Source organism: Paenibacillus baekrokdamisoli (assembly GCF_003945345.1).
Taxonomy (GTDB): domain Bacteria; phylum Bacillota; class Bacilli; order Paenibacillales; family Paenibacillaceae; genus Paenibacillus_Z; species Paenibacillus_Z baekrokdamisoli.
Genome location: NZ_AP019308.1, coordinates 2,233,166 through 2,249,621, shown reverse-complemented (window position 1 = coordinate 2,249,621; position 16,456 = coordinate 2,233,166). Strand labels below are relative to the sequence as shown.

The window sequence follows — 16,456 nt, the reverse complement described above, 5'->3', positions numbered from 1 at the left end:
TTTGTTTTGTACAGTCCAGTCAATATACAATATTTTCTTAGAGATAACAATTTTCATTATCCCATGATATCGTTTCAATAGGAACCACATTAGGAGTATAATAAAGGTTGAATGTCCAATGGAGGTCGAGAACAATTGAACAAAAAACAACAGGCAAGTGAATTGACTAGAAAACGGATTGCACAGTCCGCCCGCAATTTGTTTATACATAAAGGCTATACGGCAACTTCTATTGAAGACATTGTCGCAGCAACTGGAAGCAGTAAAGGGAATATTTATTACCACTTTAAAAGCAAAGAAGGATTATTTCTCTTTTTGTTAGAGGAATGGGATCGGGATTGGGAAGAGCAGTGGAGTGAGAAAGAACATCTTTACCATACGGTTACTGAAAAGCTCTATGGTCTAGTTGAGCATTTGGTGGTCAATGATTTCAATCATCCGTTATCCAAGGCGACGAATGAATTCTTTGGGAATGAGAAGGATAAAAGCACGGTCCAAGATCAAATCACTCAAATCATGGATAATCGAATTAGCTTTAATAAAATTGTGCTGCAGCAAGGAATTGACCAAGGTGAGTTTGAAGAGGATGATGCCAAGATAATTGCTATCATACTGGATGGCTTATTTATTGGGCTTGGCGAGACGACGCGCAGATACGATATAGATGAAGCACTCGTTCTATATAAGAAATCCATCGATGTTTTCCTTCATGGGATTGCAAAGAAGTCAAAAACAAAATTGTGAAAGTCACTTTTTTGTGGTATTATTACAAAACGAACGTTCAGTATAAGAAAACAGGAGAAACCTTATGAAAGTACAACCAAGAAAGAAAAGCACCATGTTTCTGCTTATGTTTAACATCTTCCTAGCTTTCGCTGGCGTAGGGCTTGTTATCCCTATTATGCCAACTTATATGAGAGAGCTTGGGATTAGTGGACAAACAGTAGGATTTCTCGTTGCCGCATTTTCACTTACGCAGCTATTACTATCGCCGCTTTCGGGAAGATTATCTGATCGATGGGGAAGAAAGAAAATGATTGTGGCAGGTATGTTTATTTTTGCAATCTCCGAGTTTATTTTTGGGATAGCGAACTCCATGCTTGTGCTCTACGTATCCAGATTGCTCGGAGGCCTGGGTGCTGCACTTATTACGCCTTCCATTATGGCCTATATTGCTGACATCACCACAACAAACGAAAGAGCCAAAGGCATGGGTTATATCTCAGCAGCAATCTCAACGGGGTTTATTATTGGCCCTGGGATAGGTGGATTTGTAGCTGAATATGGCATTCGCGTTCCTTTTTATTCGGCTGCTGCAGCTGCTGGGATCGCTGGCCTCTTTACATTGTTTATTTTGCCAGAGTCAATGAGTGCAGAAGAACGGAATAAGAAGTGGAGAAAAGCAGATAAAAGCGAAAGCTTGGCACGGCAATTGATTAAGTCCTATAAAGCACCTTATTTTATTGGTCTTGTTATTGTGTTTGTTCTTGCTCTTGGATTATCAAGTTTTGAAACGGTATTCGGACTATATGTCGATATTAAATATGGATTTACCCCTCAGGATATCGCGAAGATCATAACATTCGGTACGATTCTAGGTGCTGTTGTTCAAATAACTGTATTTGGTGCCCTGCTGAAAAGGTTTGGTGAAAAAATGGTGATTAGTATCTGTATAGTAGTAGCGGGAGTATTCCTCTTCTTGACTTTATATGCGAATAGCTACTGGGCTATCGTGGTCGTGACGTTCGTTATTTTCTTAGCATCCGATATATTACGTCCAACGATAAGCACACTTTTGTCTAAATTGGCTGGTGAAGAACAGGGTTTCATAGCTGGGATGAATTCTTCCTATACGAGCCTTGGCAACATTGCTGGCCCATCAATTACTGGTGTATTGTTTGATGTGAATATCGATTTCCCTTATATATTTGCCGCATTCGCAATGCTGGTTTGCTTCGTTATTTCCGTAAGGTGGGGGAAAAGGGTAGCCCTTAAAATGAATTGAATATTTTGAAACGAACATGATAGTATAGATATAAGATGAGTGCGCTTTCAATGATGCCATCTGAAAGGGAGATGAAGACGATGAGTATACATGTGGAGCAGTCAGCTGCACGATGGTACAAGAGGGAAATGTCACTGGTGGAAGGGGATTACCTGCGAATATTCGTTCGACTTGGTGGATCCGGCAGCGTACAACCAGGCTATTCACTCGGCATCATGAAGGATTCCCCAAGAAAACCCGCATTCGAGCAGGTTGTTGAAGGCATTATTTTCTATCTGGAAGAAGATAATCTATGGTACTTGGAGAACAAAGATCTGAGGATCCGGTTTGACGAGCAGCAAGATGACATATGGATGGAAGTCGTTTGAGCATCAGTTATTACTAAGCATTAATAATTCGTAATTATTTCTTAGCTTTATTAGAAGCCTCGTTAGTTTTGTTGGTTATCTTTAGTTTAGATAATCGACATGCTGGGAGGCTATTTTTTATATGACAACCTTATTATATGTGCTATACGGTGGGAATCCGTTCAAACGAAGTTTCATTGAAGAGGGCATTTACAGTAATTCAGTCTATTGATTATAACAAATTTGATGTGTATCCGATTTACATAACACGTGAAGGACGCTGGTGCTCACAAGGGAAGCTGGATGGAATGCCAGTGGTAGGTAAGGCAGCGTTGCCCAAGAAGGTTCCACTTCACTGACAGCTAGAGTAAGCAGAATCTATGAAGATGCAGCCACCACATTGAAAAAGACCGCTTGCTTGTCATCTTAGGATGACTATATAAGTTGAACTAGAGATATAACAAGTGAGCGGAGCAGATGGATGATTCTGGAGAAGCGTCAGCGTTCGCCTTTGAGACCGGATTTCCCCCTTATCAGGGGACAAAATAAGAAATCCGGGCTCAACAGCGATCGGAAGAACATTCCATCTGCACAGCGGCTCATTGTTCGTTCTTAAGTTCAACTTATATAGCAAGCGGTTTTCTTTGTAAATCTATGCACGAGAGCTTAGCTTAGTGCTTAAGCTATTCCTAATTAATCGGTACGTTTGCCTTGCGGAATGCAGTGACTTCAGCTGTTTGTTTATATCCATGATCTTTAGCTAGATCCATGAATTTCTGAAGTAGGTTCAAGTAATCACTCTTTGTATCTTTATTGCGATCTAAAATCATGGTATAGCCTTTAATCGCATTCGGCTGCATTTCGTTCGTTTCATAATCGAACAGCGGTGTGTTGTTTACGCCATAGAATGTTAGAGTCTTGTAGTTGTTGTATAGGGTTTTGATTGCGGCGGTTCTATTCGAATTCGGGAATTGTTTGACGAATTGTTCTTGAGACAAGGCCCGATTCGCAAGCTGCTGGTAGCCAATCATAAGTCCAGCATCTTTAACGTTAGCTTGCTCAGATTCCACGGTCATGATATCGATATAAGCTTTCACATCAGCGCCTACATAAGCACGGTACTTCTGGAAACCTTTATAATCAACGATTGGGAAATAGAATCCTTCAGCTGTTTCCAGCTTCAGTCCATTGTCAGAAGCGGCTTGCAGCAGTGTCTTTAGCTTCTTATCCTTCGTTCGGCTAATGATATTAGCGAAGCTGTCATCGATCTTATATACCTTGTTAATGGCTTCTTGGATGCTCGTATTCGCGATACTCTGATCGAAAGTAGATTGAACCTTAACGATCGCATTTTCCAAACGCAGGACCATGAGACTTGCTTGATAAGCGGATACTTCGTCAATGTGAGCATTGAGATAAGTAATCGCTTTGGGCAACTGGCCCTTCACGTTGAGTAGGGTCATATATTTGTTGAAGATCTGAGTCGAAACTGAGCTGTCAGCTGCAACAGCTTGCACTGCATAGGGAGCTAGTTTAACGGTCGTTGGAGCAGCTCCAGCAGTTCCGGCTTGTATGGAAAGGGTCAGAGCTGCAAGAGCAGCAAGCGTAAATGATTTGGCATGTTTAGGTAATTGTTTCATAAGTAATCTCCTCTAAGTTATATTTGTTGTTTCTATAAACGTATATTACTCCTAGATTGTTTCATTAAAATAACGAATTGTTTCAGAGTTGCAAATCTTTTAGGGGATACTCTGTTTTGTAAGCAGCTGCTCACGAATGAATGGTTATCAAATAACTATAATATAGTTAATATGTTTTTGTTGACTTTTTTAACTGTAACAAATATACTTACAGTACAAGAACGAGGCACAGCATAACTAACTTGTTCAGGAAGTTACATTCTAATCGGAAGAGGGAGGTTGAACGGCATGACTACTACTAACCATACTGCAATCCAAGTTGGTGATTGGATAATCGGGACTTCGCATCTGGATGAGAAGTTTATCGGGTATGTCGATTCAAGGACAGAAGATAATATCGTAAAGATCTGGGTATCTCAGAGCGACAACGATAATATTGTCGGAGAATTCGTCCAAACCAAGCTCTCTAGAATAAAAAAGCTGCCCGAAAACCCTTCATACACCCAAGAAGAGTTAATAAGTTTAATGGATTTGGCGCTAGTGACAAAGGATAAAGAATGGTTCCAAGACCTGATAAGCGAGTCTTACTTGTCGACCAACCCTTTGACTGGATGGACTAGTGAAGCGGGAAGCGGCAATAACCATACTTTCAGCATGAAATGGAGAAGCAGAGCAAATGAACGCAACCTATAAACCTTTATTTGATTCCTTTGCATTTAAGAATGGGATTGAGGTAAAGAACCGTATTGTGATGGCACCGATGACTAATTTCGCTTCTAATGAGGATGGAACGGTTACGGACGCTGAGGTCCAATATTATGCACGCAGATCAGCTGGTGTGGGCACGGTCATAACCGCTTGTACGTATGTGACCCCGAATGGCAAAGGATTCCCCGGTGAATTCGCGGCAGATCGCGATGAAATGGTTCCAAGCCTAAAGCAGCTCGCCACAGCAATTAAGGAGCAAGGTGCAAAGGCCATTCTACAGATTTTCCACGGTGGTCGTGAATGTCCGCCTAGCTTGGTCCCAAATGGAGATGTAGTTAGCGCAAGTGTAGTAGCATCCCAATCGAATGCATCGGTAACCCCACGAGCCTTGTCAGAAGCTGAAGTGGAATCCATCATCCGAGACTTCGGAGAAGCAACCCGTCGGGCGATTGAGGCAGGCTATGATGGTGTTGAAATCCATGGAGCCAATGGATACTTGGTACAGCAATTCTTCTCTGCACACTCGAATAGACGTACGGACCGCTTTGGTGGAAGCTTAGAGAAAAGGTTGACCTTCCCACTTGCTGTCGTGGATGAGGTAAAACGCACTGTCGCTGAGCATGCGAAGCAGCCTTTCCTTGTTGGCTACCGATTCTCCCCTGAGGAAGAATATGAAGAAGGCATCACTATGGAGGATACACGCTACTTAGTTGATGCTTTGGCAGATCGGGAGCTTGATTATCTTCATGTTTCACTCATGGATTTCTGGTCTCTTCCAAGACGTGGAGCGGATGACAGTAAAACTCGGTTCCAATGGATTCAAGAAACAGTTGGGGAACGAGTTCCTGTTATTGGGGTAGGCTCGATTCATACTGCCGATGATGCTCTGAAAGTATTTCAAACGGGCGTTCCTTTGATCGCATTAGGGCGCGAGCTAATAATAGAGCCAGACTGGGTACAGAAGATTGCAGAAGGCCGTGAATCGGAGATTCAAACGACCTTAACCAAGGAGGATCAGGAACGTTTGGTCGTTCCGACCCCACTGTGGCAGGCTATTGTTAACGCACCGGGCTGGTTCCCGGTCGTATAATTTTTCTAGGAGAGCCCTTAGGGCTCTCAGGCTGTCGAGAAACCTCGACAGTCATTTTTTTGCTCATTTTGTTTAATCAATTACCGCTTTAACGTGATATAATATAGCTATAATAATAACGGATGGTGATTGTATGCTACGTACCAACAAAGATAAACAAACCGCCTTTGAATTAGTATCCCTCGAAAGCCTTGTGCCACAAGATCACATGCTTCGAAAGGTTGATCAATATGTCGATTTCTCCTTTATTCTAGAAAAGGTTCGTCCGTTATACTGCGAAGATAATGGGCGTCCTGCAATAGATCCTCTCGTTTTGTTCAAGATGGTTTTCCTTGGCTATTTTTATGGTATTCGCTCCGAACGCCGATTGGAGCAAGAGATTCAAACGAATGTCGCTTACCGTTGGTTTCTTGGTTTAGGCTTAACAGATCGTGTTCCTGATCATTCCACGATTAGTTGGAACCGTCGCAAACGTTTCAAAGACACCACGATATTTCAAGATATCTTTGATGAAATCGTCCTTCAAGCCATTGCGCATCGAATGGTTGGCGGGCGCGTACTGATTTCGGATTCTACCCACTTAAAAGCCAATGCCAATAAACATAAATTTACGCGTGAAGAAGTCTTGCAAAACACGAAAAGCTACTTGGAAGAACTCAATGCAGCGGTTGAACAGGAGCGGAAAGAAAGAGGAAAAAAGAACTAAAACCCAAAGAGGAGGTTGAAGAAAAGAAAGAAATAAAACGCAGTACGACGGACCCGGATAGTGGTTATATGGTTCGAGATGGTAAACCAGAGGGCTTCTTTTATCTCGATCATCGGACGGTAGACCTCAAGTACAATATGATTACAGACGTGTATGTTACACCTGGAAATGTTCATGATTCTTTGCCTTATTTGGAGCGACTCGAACGACAAGTAAAGCGATTCGAATTTAAGGTAGAAGCTGTCGCGCTGGATGCGGGCTATTTAACCACACCGATTTGCAAGAAACTTAAAGAAAAGAAGATCTTTGCCGTTATTGCCCACCGTCGCTTCCATCCCACGCAAGGATTATTTGCAAAGTGGAAATTTAAATATGATGCTCAAAATGATGTGTATAGCTGTCCCAATGCCCAAATTCTTACCTACCGTACAACAGACCGTCACGGTTACCGCCACTATGCTTCAGATGCGGAGGTTTGCAAAAGCTGTCCGATGCTTGCACAGTGCACCCGTTCTAAAAACCACCGAAAAGTGATTACACGACATGTGTGGGAAGAAAGCAAGGAATGGGTGCGTGAAAACCGATTGACCCCAGCAGGTAAAAAGCTGTACAAGAGAAGGAAAGAAACCATTGAGCGAAGCTTCGCGGATGCTAAAGAGCTCCACGGGCTTCGCTATTGCAGGTTACGGGGGATTAAAAATGTGACAGAACAGGCGCTGATGACAGCAGCCGTTCAGAACATGAAGAAGATCGCCATGCACCTCAGTAAGACGGTGTAGGGCGATATCCCTGCTCAGAACTTACATATATTGGTGTATGAATACTGCCCAAATGCAGCATAAAAAAAGAAAGCCTCAAAAACATAGGCTTTCTCGACAATCTGGAGCCCTTAGGGCTCTCTTTTTTTTATGGATAGTGTTTACGAGATCTATGCCATGAGATATTTACTGGAATTCTTCAGAATAAATTCAGAATAACCCCTACTTTGTCTTTTTAATTTTTTTATAAGATTGAACCATATAAGTTGAACTAGAGATATAACAAGTGAGCGGAGCAGATGGATGATTCTGGAGAAGCGTCAGCGTTCGCCTTTGAGACCGGATTTCCCCCTTATCAGGGGAAAAAACAAGAAATCCGGGCTCAACAGCGATCGGAAGAACATTCCATCTGTGCAGCGGCCCATTGTTCGTTTCTTAAGTTCAACTTATATAGTTCATTTTAGGGGGAGGAAGACAGATATGAGGATTTTGGAAATAAGTTTGATTGTGATCAATTTTGGACTGCTGTATTGGGCCTTTATCGCGAATAGGAAGTCCGGACGGGGTCCCATCATGCCATTGACGATAGCTTTTGGATTGGTTATTGTGCAGTTTGCTGTGGAAGGCGGGCGTTGGCAGATGATTCCGGCTTACTTGACGCCACTCATTTTGACGGCTTATTTCTTCTTAGGTAAGCGGAGAGAGGGCGGCAGAAGCCGGGTTGCGGTTACGGTTCAAGCGGTGCTATTGACCGTATATTTATTGGTCTCGGTCGCACTGCCTACGGTCATGCCTGTATTCTCGTTTGAGAAACCGACGGGGCCTTATGCAGTCGGAACGACAATTTTTCACTGGATAGATGAACAGAGGGGAGAATCTTATACGGAGAACCCGGACGATCGGCGCGAGTTGATGGTGCAAATTTGGTACCCTGCAGCCGAAGGCGACGGGAAAAAGCAGAGCCCTTATCTCCAAAACGCATCGATAATGACTGGAGCTATATCATCAAAAATGCTGGGCCTACCAGCGTTCACGTTCAGCCATCTAGGGCTGGTCAAAACGCATGCTTTGTTGGAAGCCAAGCTTTTGGACTCGGAAAGCCGTTATCCCGTATTGATTTTTTCTCACGGGATGAATGGATATCGCAATCAAAATATGTACCAAGTGGAGGAACTTGCAAGCCATGGCTATATTGTTGTGGGCATCGATTATGCATATGAAGCTGCCGGCTCCGTGTATCCTGATGGACGCGCAGCCATGAGCAAAATCGGCCCTAATCTAACTTCTAACGCCAAGTACGATGAGCATATACCGCTTTGGACCGAAGATGCTACCTTTGTGCTCAATCAAGTAGAGCAGCTTAATCGGAACGATTCTACAGGCCGTTTTACTGGCAAAATCGATATTGAACGAATCGGCATGCTTGGACATTCGTTCGGGGGAGCCGTTACGGCGCAAATGATGAAGAAAGATTCGCGTGTGAAGGCTGCCCTAAGTATGGACGGCGGGTTTTATGGTCCACCAGTTTCCGAAAAAGGATTTGGAAAACCATTCTTTATGATGTATTCAGAGGAGACATACAATAAGGTTATGATCTCTTACGATGATGTCGCTAAGCAGATAGGCGGGGGAAGCCGCGAAGAGTTTGAAGCGCCTAGGAAACAATATATACAAAAATCGGGCTATGCTTTAGCAGGCGGAGGTTTATCTATACTTATTCCGGGTTCAAAGCATGCAAGCTACTCCGATCTTGCGTTATTCTCTCCATTGCTAGGGTTGGGCGGCGCAGACCCGCGGCGGGACCACCGTATCGTGAACGAATTCAGTGTTGCCTTTTTCGATCGGTATTTAAAAGGAAAGGACGATTCTGCGCTCCAAAAGTTGAGCGCCAAATACCCAGAAGTGAATTTTAAGGTGCATGAATAAGAATGACGAATCGACACAAGTATAGAATGCGCAGCTCAATCTTGTTATAATAGTTGAAGGAAATAGAGGTGATTGTTATGGCGAAGAAAAGAACGAACCCTGCGCCGGCTGCAGCCAAAGATGATAAACCTGCCACTTTACAGGATCTGTTAAGACCTGAAATTTTAGATAAGCTAAAGGCGAAGGCGAATGAGCTCAAGACTGCTGAAGAGACCCGCAAAGAAGATATTAGGAAGCAAGCGGAGGAAGCTCATCAAGCGGAGCAAAAAAGACTCGAAAATGATTTTGAACATCTGCTTAACAACAGCAAAATGGATTGGCGTAAAAACAAATAAACAATAAAAGAAGAGTATGGAGCTGTGAGATGAGTAAAGGAAGAGTGTGGAATAAAGGAAAACACAATGGCGGCGGCGTATCAGCGACAGGTAAGGCAATCAAAGCGTTAAATAAGTCAAAGAGCGAGACAGAAGCTGCACAACCGGTGATTCCGATTATTGATATGTCCGATCCGAAGAATCAAGTTAAACCAATGAATCGCGAGAATTGGGTATCTCGACCTGTTCGAGTAAAGCCAAGCAATAACTCGGAGCAGAAGTAACTGCAGGTAGGAGCAGTAGGAGCAGTATGAGCAGTATGAACAGTATGAACAGTATGAACAGTAGGAGCAGTATGAACAGTATGAACAGTATGAACGGAAAGGCATGCTTAGCGCATGCCTTTTTGGCATAAAATGATAGGAATACGGTGAAACGGAGGTAAGGTAATGAAATGGAATGCTTCTAAAATTGGTTTGATCGCTTCTATGGGCTGCATTGTTCTGTGCGTCATCTTCCTGTTCTGGAATCCCTATTCATCGCTTCCTGTAAATCGTAGTACGATTCTTATCGTATCGATTATGTTGATTCTCCCCGCTTGCTTAGGTATCTTAGCTGCATGGTTTAGAATCCAATCCCTTATGTATGTTACGTTAATCTGGTCCATTCCTTACGGCCTTTATCTAGCAATTGTGTCGGTGCCAAGCTTATGGAATCTCTTTGGGATCGTGCTGCTGCTTTATTTTGTTTCTGCTGTTCAGATGGGAAGAGAAGTCGCAACCAATTGATTGAATAAGGTGTATGGAAGGAGCAATGAATTTGAAAAGCGTTGAAGGTTATATAGATGTCCCTGGAGGCAGGGTTTGGTACATCCGATTGGGTGAAAGTGATCAGACGCCTCTGCTTGTGCTTCATGGTGGACCAGGAAACACACATGATCCGCTCAAGTCTGCATTAGAAGCTATCGCAGAGGAGAGACCTGTCATTTTCTATGATCAGCTCGGATCTGGGAATTCAGATGGACCTACAGACCCTTCATTGTGGCGTACAGAACGGTTTGTAGAAGAGTTGGCATGCGTTCGCGATGCGCTGAATCTAAAAGAGGTTCATATCTTAGGGCATTCCTGGGGGACGATGCTGGCGGCTTCCTATTTGATTCATCATAAGCATTCGGGGGTGCGCAGCGTTATTTTTTCAAGTCCATGTCTGAGTGCTGAGCGATGGAAACAAGATGCGGATGAGCTATTGGCAAGGTTACCGGATGATGTTCAAAGGATCATTGCTCATAACGAGCAGCAAGCAACAACAAATTCGGAAGCGTACCAAGAGGCGATGAAAGTGTACTATGACAGGTATGTATGCAGACTTGATCCAAGACCCGCTATCATGACTGAGAGTAGAGCAAAAGCGAATAAAGATATCTATATGACAATGTGGGGACCTTCTGAATTTAGTCCGACAGGGAATTTAAAAACCTTCGATTGCACACCGCAGCTGCATGAAATTTCAATTCCATCCCTCTTTGTTTGCGGCAGGTATGATGAAGCGACACCTGAATCCACTCAATATTATCAATCGCTCGTTCCGGAATCCGAGTTCCATGTCTTTGAGAATAGTGCTCATGTTAGCTACTTGGAAGAAACGGATGAATTTGTGAGAATAGTGCGGGGCTTTCTCAACTCTTAATCATGTGCACTCAGGCGAGCCAGAATCAGGTATGTTTGTTATTCCTGAACTGTTTTGGCGTAACGCCCGTGAATTTCTTGAACACCTTGGTGAAATAGCTCTGGTCGTTGAAAGCAAGACTGGAGCAAACGTCTGATAGCGAGGTATCCGAGAGTGAGATCAGTTTCTTCGCCTCTTCAATTCGCTCCCGTTGGATATAGTCACTTATGGGAATGCCAACTTCCTTCTTAAATAGCTGGGACAAATAGTTCGCGTTTAATCCAGCTAGTGAGGCAAGGCTGGATAATGTAATTTCTTCATACAAGTGATTGAAAATGTAATTTTGGCAAATGGCGACGGTCTTAGATACCTTCTGATCTTTATTCATCCGAACCCGATCTGCGAAATCCACCAGCGCGTCCGCAACTGCGCGTTCCACTTGCTTAATCTCCTTCAGTTCCTCCATATGTTGGATATGAAAATCGCTGAGCGTATAGGCAATCTCCCAAAACAAACCCCCGTCAATAGCTGCGCGAGTCGCCAGCGTTATAGCTGAGATTGCTAGATTTTTTTGGCTTCTTAAGTGGCTTCGTTTAGAGAGAACGCCATATTTGTCACTTGGGAATGAAGTATGGGCCTCTAGCAGCCCTTTTTTATTTCCATTGGTGATATGTTTCATGATGTTTTTCTCTAGCATGTGATCATGGTGAAGGTTAGTGTTTTTACGCTGATTCGATACCTGCATATCCACATTATCGATTGGGATGAACTTCGGTTTCAGCGCGTGTGCGTGTTCCAGAACTTCGCTAATTTCAAGAGGCTCACCTGAAACGAGGTAATGGAGCAGCATGCCTGCGTGAAATAACCGCATCTTGTTCATGATCGGCAATTCCCCGTAATATTCCTTCCACTCCTCATAGTGTTTATGTGGCACATCGTTATCTTTCAAGAGGTTTTTCTTCGTTTCTTCCGACAACTCTCCATAAACGGATGGGCCAATAATAATCGTACCGGAAACAGAGCAGTCTCGCGGCATACGGAGCACCAGAAAGTTCTCCAGAAAGTTGGTTGATCGAATAACCGGCAGCGAGGTCTCGTCGGCATAAGCGGTAATGTCGGTTAAGAGTGCAGCAGTCTCAGTAAACAAAGGGTTCGCTATGAAGGACGAAGGCCATTCGATCTCGATCTGCTGGTGCTGGTTCATATAGAAGACGGGGATTTGAAACGATTCAAACAATATTTTGCAAATGTATTCGATTCGAGTGACATCAGTTATTTGGCTCATGATTATCATTCTCCTAACTAAAATACAATTAATATAATCAGAGTACCATAATTCCTCCCTGAAGTGCATTAAGATGAGAGCATAAGCCAGTCAAATTCAGAGGAGGTTATGGTATGAAAGAGAACATTAGAAATCTTATCGACCAAATGACATTGGAAGAGAAAGCGGGTCTATGTTCGGGGTTGGATTTCTGGAACACGAAGGGTATAGAACGATTAGGGATTCCTTCCGTGATGGTGACGGATGGACCGCATGGGCTGCGAAAACAAAACGAAGGCGCCGACCACCTGGGTCTTCATAACAGTGTGCCGGCGACATGCTTTCCTTCTGCTGCTGGCATGGCTTCTTCATGGAACCGGGAATTGATCAAACGTGTGGGTGAAGCATTGGGCTTGGAAAGTCAGGCGGAGAACGTTGCCGTACTGCTCGGTCCTGGCGTCAATATTAAACGTTCACCCTTGAATGGCCGGAATTTTGAATATTTCTCAGAAGATCCCTATTTATCCTCAGAGATGGCCGCATTCCATATCCAAGGTGTACAAAGCCAAGGTGTGGGGACATCGCTCAAGCATTTTGCCGTGAATAATCAGGAGCATCGAAGAATGTCTGTGGACGCGATTGTTGATGAGCGCACACTTCGTGAAATTTATCTGGCCAGCTTTGAAGGTGCTGTTAAGCAGTCGCAGCCTTGGAGTGTCATGTGCTCCTATAACCAAGTGAATGGCGAGTATGCTTCGGAGAGTGAGTTTCTTCTTACCAAAGTGCTTAGAGATGAATGGGGCTTCGAAGGCTTCGTCGTATCCGATTGGGGCGCAGTGAACGAGCGAGTGAAAGCGCTGCAAGCAGGGCTGGAATTGGAGATGCCTTCAAGCGCTGGGATCGGCGATGCCAAAATCGTGGCCGCGGTTCAAAACGGAGAGTTATTGGAGGAAACGCTGAATCTCGCAGTCGAACGGATGCTGAGCTTTGTCTTCAAAGCGGCAGATAACCGGAAGAGTGATGCCAGATATGATGCAGCTGAGCATCACCGTTTGGCACGGGAAATTGCGCGGGAGAGCATGGTGCTGCTCAGAAATGAAGATGACATATTGCCGCTTCGCAAAGAAGGCACAATCGCCATTATAGGCGAATTTGCCACAAAACCTCGCTATCAAGGTGGCGGAAGCTCGCATGTTAATCCAACCCGACTAGATGATGCCCTTGAAGAAATGAAGTCAGCTGCCGGGAGTGCTGTACAGTTTAAGTTCGCCCAAGGATATAAGCTGGCAAGTGATGAGCTCGACGTAGAGCTAATGAAGGAAGCACTGAAAGCGGCGGAACAGGCAGACGTGGCAGTATTATTTGTCGGTCTTCCCGAGCGCTACGAATCGGAAGGCTATGACAGGTCGCATATGAAGATTCCGGCTAACCATCAAGCGCTAATTGAGGCGGTGGCCGACATTCAGAAGAACCTCGTTATTGTGCTAAGCAATGGCTCACCAGTAGAGATGCCATGGATCAATAAGACCAAAGGAATATTGGAAGGCTATCTGGGGGGACAGGCGTTCGGAGGTGCGGTTGCAGATCTGCTGTTCGGCACTAGCAATCCAAGCGGTAAGCTTGCAGAGACATTCCCGAAGAAGCTGAGTGATAACCCATCTTTCTTGAATTTTCCGGGTGAGGGCGACCGAGTGGATTACAGGGAGGGTATCTTCGTCGGCTATCGTTATTACGATACGAAGGAAATCGAGCCATTATTTCCATTCGGATTCGGTCTTAGCTATACAAATTTCGAGTATAGCGAGTTGAGAGTAGACAAACAGAGTTTGGCCGATAATGAGGCAGTTCAAGTGAGCGTAACCGTGCAAAATACAGGGAATAGGTCCGGTCAAGAAATTGTTCAATTATACGTCAGGGACCAAAAGAGTACTGTAATTCGGCCGCAGAAGGAGCTGAAGGGCTTTCAGAAAATCGAACTTCAACCCGGGGAACGTACAATCGTTACCTTCGTGCTCGATAAGCGTGCTTTTGCCTACTACAATGTCGCTATTCAAGATTGGTATGTGGAAACGGGCTTATTCGATATTCAAATTGGCAAATCTTCACGGGAAATTGAACTGACCGCCGTGGTTGAAGTCAGTTCGACCATCGAGCCAACAGTCATCTATCATCGGAATTCTACGCTGGGCGATTTACTTGAGAACCCGCGGACTGCCGAGAAAGCCAAGATCTATATGAGTATATTTGGTCTTGGCGCTGCGCTTGGCGATAATCCAGAGATGCTCGCAGCTATGATGAGAAACATGCCGCTTCGAGCAATGGTTGGGTTTGGACAAGGCAAATACACAGAAGCCATGCTAGCAGAAGATTTGAAGCAATTTAACAATAAGTAAAGAAAAAGTATAGTAGTCGGCCTCTTGCATGGAAGCGTCTCTCTGGATAGCAAATATGCCCCTGCACTTCAGGGTGAAATCAATCCAGAGAGAAGAGAGGCCAGGTTTAAAAATGTCCAATACAAGCGTTTAATTCTGTCCAATTAAACGCTTTCTTCTGTATCATATAATGAAAGCGTAATCATTAATTTTGCATCACCTACTTATGCAGCTCAGATAACAATAGATGGAGGTTTTTGCACGTGGAACAAGCTAACATAAAGTGGATCTCCAGTACGGAAGCATCAAGTTGGAAGCAGATGCAAGCACCTGCTGCCCATGATGGGGAAGCTAATCTTGTGATCACCACAGAGACATTTCAAACCGTAGACGGCTTCGGCGGCTGTATCAATGAACTTGGTTTCGTGGCGCTCCAACATCTGCCGGAAGAAGATCGAGCCGATGTCCTGCATTCGCTGTTCCATCCTGAGGGCGACCACAAGTTTAGCATATGCAGGCTTCCAATCGGGGCAAGCGACTACGCGCTCGAATGGTATAGTTTGAACGAGACGGATGGGGATTTGGCAATGGATCATTTCTCAATCGAACGTGATCAGAAACATTTGATTCCCTATATCAAAGAAGCTTTGAAGCTGAATCCGGAATTGAAGCTATTCGCCTCCCCATGGAGCCCGCCGACTTGGATGAAGTTTCCCAAATCTTATAATTACGGGACCTTGCGTTGGGAGAAAGACATACTGGAAGCCTACGCCCTTTATTTCGTCAAATTTGTCCAAGCCTATCGTGATGCGGGAATTACGATTCATCAAGTCCATATTCAGAATGAAGTGGTAGCCGATCAGAAATTCCCTTCCTGCGTATGGACCGGTGAACAGCTTCGTGAGTTTATTCGTGATTATCTGGGACCTGCCTTTGAAAAGCATGGACTCGATACGGAAATTTGGCTGGGTACGATTAATGCGCCAGAACCCTGGGATGAGTGGCTGAAGAAAAAAGCGACGGATTTCGATGCTTATGCGAATACTGTGCTTAGCGATCCGGAAGCCTATAAATATGTATCAGGTGTCGGTTATCAGTGGGCCGGGAAAAATGCGATACAACGTACTGTTCTAAGCTATCCAGAGCTTCGCTACATGCAAACGGAGAACGAGTGCGGAGACGGAGAGAATACATGGTTTTATGCGCGGTATGTCTTTAACTTATATCATCATTATTTCATCAATGGTGTAAATGCCTACATTTATTGGAACATGGCGCTTGAGCCGAAGGGGCGAAGCACATGGGGATGGGAGCAGAACTCCATGATCACTGTCGATCCAACTGCTAAGCAAGCCATACGTAATCCGGAATATTACGTCATGCAGCATTTTGCCCATTTTGTCACCCCAGGCTCGAAAAGGATTGGCTTGAAAGGTCCTTGGGCTGGCAGCGCGCTCGCGTTCGAGAATCCAGATGGAGAACGGGTAATCGTGCTTACGAATCCGTTTGCGGATAAGAGGATATTACGTTTATTGGATGGAACTGGCGTAAGGACGTTCGAGCTTGAGCCCGAATCGTTTCATACAATCGTATTTTAAATCATGATATAATCTGACAAACGCCTCCGGCTTAGTGGGGCGTTTGTTGTTATTTGAGTGCGA

The 16,456-nt window shown here is 44.4% G+C and carries 15 protein-coding genes; 13 read left to right on the top strand and 2 right to left on the bottom strand.

Annotated elements, in window-relative coordinates; genetic code table 11:
* Positions 1 to 135: 135 nt before the first annotated feature.
* From EKN16_RS09950 to EKN16_RS09940, 3 genes are all read left to right on the top strand, one after another.
* Positions 136 to 744, top strand: coding sequence for a TetR/AcrR family transcriptional regulator (locus EKN16_RS09950; RefSeq protein ID WP_125655993.1), 609 nt, complete (start codon positions 136 to 138; stop codon positions 742 to 744).
* 64 nt (positions 745 to 808) lie between these two features.
* Positions 809 to 2,005: an MFS transporter gene (locus EKN16_RS09945; protein WP_125655991.1), complete on the top strand. Its 1,197-nt coding sequence runs from the start codon at positions 809 to 811 to the stop codon at positions 2,003 to 2,005.
* A gap of 80 nt (positions 2,006 to 2,085) precedes the next feature.
* Positions 2,086 to 2,373 (top strand): HesB/YadR/YfhF family protein, encoded by a 288-nt coding sequence (locus EKN16_RS09940; protein ID WP_125655988.1) that lies wholly within the window; start codon positions 2,086 to 2,088, stop codon positions 2,371 to 2,373.
* A gap of 668 nt (positions 2,374 to 3,041) precedes the next feature.
* On the opposite strand, the gene EKN16_RS09930 is transcribed toward EKN16_RS09940, so the two are convergent.
* Positions 3,042 to 3,992 (bottom strand): hypothetical protein, encoded by a 951-nt coding sequence (locus EKN16_RS09930; RefSeq protein ID WP_125655982.1) that lies wholly within the window; start codon positions 3,990 to 3,992, stop codon positions 3,042 to 3,044.
* Between the two features lie 288 nt (positions 3,993 to 4,280).
* Here EKN16_RS09930 and EKN16_RS09925 point away from each other — a divergent pair, with 288 nt between their 5' ends.
* From EKN16_RS09925 to EKN16_RS09890, 8 genes are all read left to right on the top strand, one after another.
* Positions 4,281 to 4,685 carry a hypothetical protein gene (locus EKN16_RS09925; protein WP_125655979.1) on the top strand — a complete coding sequence of 135 codons (405 nt, stop codon included), beginning with the start codon at positions 4,281 to 4,283 and terminating at the stop codon, positions 4,683 to 4,685.
* On the top strand, positions 4,669 to 5,790 hold the full coding sequence (locus EKN16_RS09920; protein WP_125655976.1) for an NADH-dependent flavin oxidoreductase: 1,122 nt from the start codon (positions 4,669 to 4,671) through the stop codon (positions 5,788 to 5,790). Before EKN16_RS09925 ends, EKN16_RS09920 begins: the two co-directional genes overlap by 17 nt.
* Positions 5,791 to 5,923: 133 nt before the next feature.
* Positions 5,924 to 7,275, top strand: a protein-coding gene (locus tag EKN16_RS09915) for an IS1182 family transposase (protein ID WP_125655973.1) whose coding sequence is annotated in 2 segments (ribosomal slippage) — positions 5,924 to 6,491 and positions 6,491 to 7,275 — 1,353 coding nt in all. Because the reading frame shifts where the segments join, the coding sequence is not laid out codon by codon here.
* Between the two features lie 459 nt (positions 7,276 to 7,734).
* The gene (locus EKN16_RS09910) at positions 7,735 to 9,180 is read left to right on the top strand and encodes an alpha/beta hydrolase family protein (protein ID WP_125655970.1); all 1,446 of its coding nucleotides are present in this window, start codon (positions 7,735 to 7,737) and stop codon (positions 9,178 to 9,180) included.
* 77 nt (positions 9,181 to 9,257) lie between these two features.
* The gene (locus EKN16_RS09905; RefSeq protein WP_125655966.1) at positions 9,258 to 9,515 is read left to right on the top strand and encodes a YqkE family protein; all 258 of its coding nucleotides are present in this window, start codon (positions 9,258 to 9,260) and stop codon (positions 9,513 to 9,515) included.
* A 29-nt stretch (positions 9,516 to 9,544) separates the two neighbouring features.
* Positions 9,545 to 9,778, top strand: a complete 234-nt coding sequence (locus EKN16_RS09900; RefSeq protein WP_125655963.1) for a hypothetical protein — start codon at positions 9,545 to 9,547, stop codon at positions 9,776 to 9,778.
* Between the two features lie 165 nt (positions 9,779 to 9,943).
* The gene (locus EKN16_RS09895; RefSeq protein ID WP_125655960.1) at positions 9,944 to 10,282 is read left to right on the top strand and encodes a hypothetical protein; all 339 of its coding nucleotides are present in this window, start codon (positions 9,944 to 9,946) and stop codon (positions 10,280 to 10,282) included.
* 31 nt (positions 10,283 to 10,313) lie between these two features.
* Positions 10,314 to 11,180, top strand: coding sequence for a proline iminopeptidase-family hydrolase (locus EKN16_RS09890; protein WP_125655957.1), 867 nt, complete (start codon positions 10,314 to 10,316; stop codon positions 11,178 to 11,180).
* 25 nt (positions 11,181 to 11,205) lie between these two features.
* Here the strand turns inward: EKN16_RS09890 and EKN16_RS09885 are convergent, their stop codons facing one another.
* On the bottom strand, positions 11,206 to 12,444 hold the full coding sequence (locus EKN16_RS09885; protein WP_164522753.1) for a helix-turn-helix domain-containing protein: 1,239 nt from the start codon (positions 12,442 to 12,444) through the stop codon (positions 11,206 to 11,208).
* 113 nt (positions 12,445 to 12,557) lie between these two features.
* Here EKN16_RS09885 and EKN16_RS09880 point away from each other — a divergent pair, with 113 nt between their 5' ends.
* Complete coding sequence (locus EKN16_RS09880; protein ID WP_125655951.1) at positions 12,558 to 14,816, top strand: glycoside hydrolase family 3 C-terminal domain-containing protein; 2,259 nt, start codon at positions 12,558 to 12,560, stop codon at positions 14,814 to 14,816.
* A 299-nt stretch (positions 14,817 to 15,115) separates the two neighbouring features.
* Positions 15,116 to 16,393, top strand: a complete 1,278-nt coding sequence (locus tag EKN16_RS09875) for a glycoside hydrolase family 30 protein (RefSeq protein ID WP_125666074.1) — start codon at positions 15,116 to 15,118, stop codon at positions 16,391 to 16,393.
* The last annotated feature ends 63 nt before the right edge of the window (positions 16,394 to 16,456 follow it).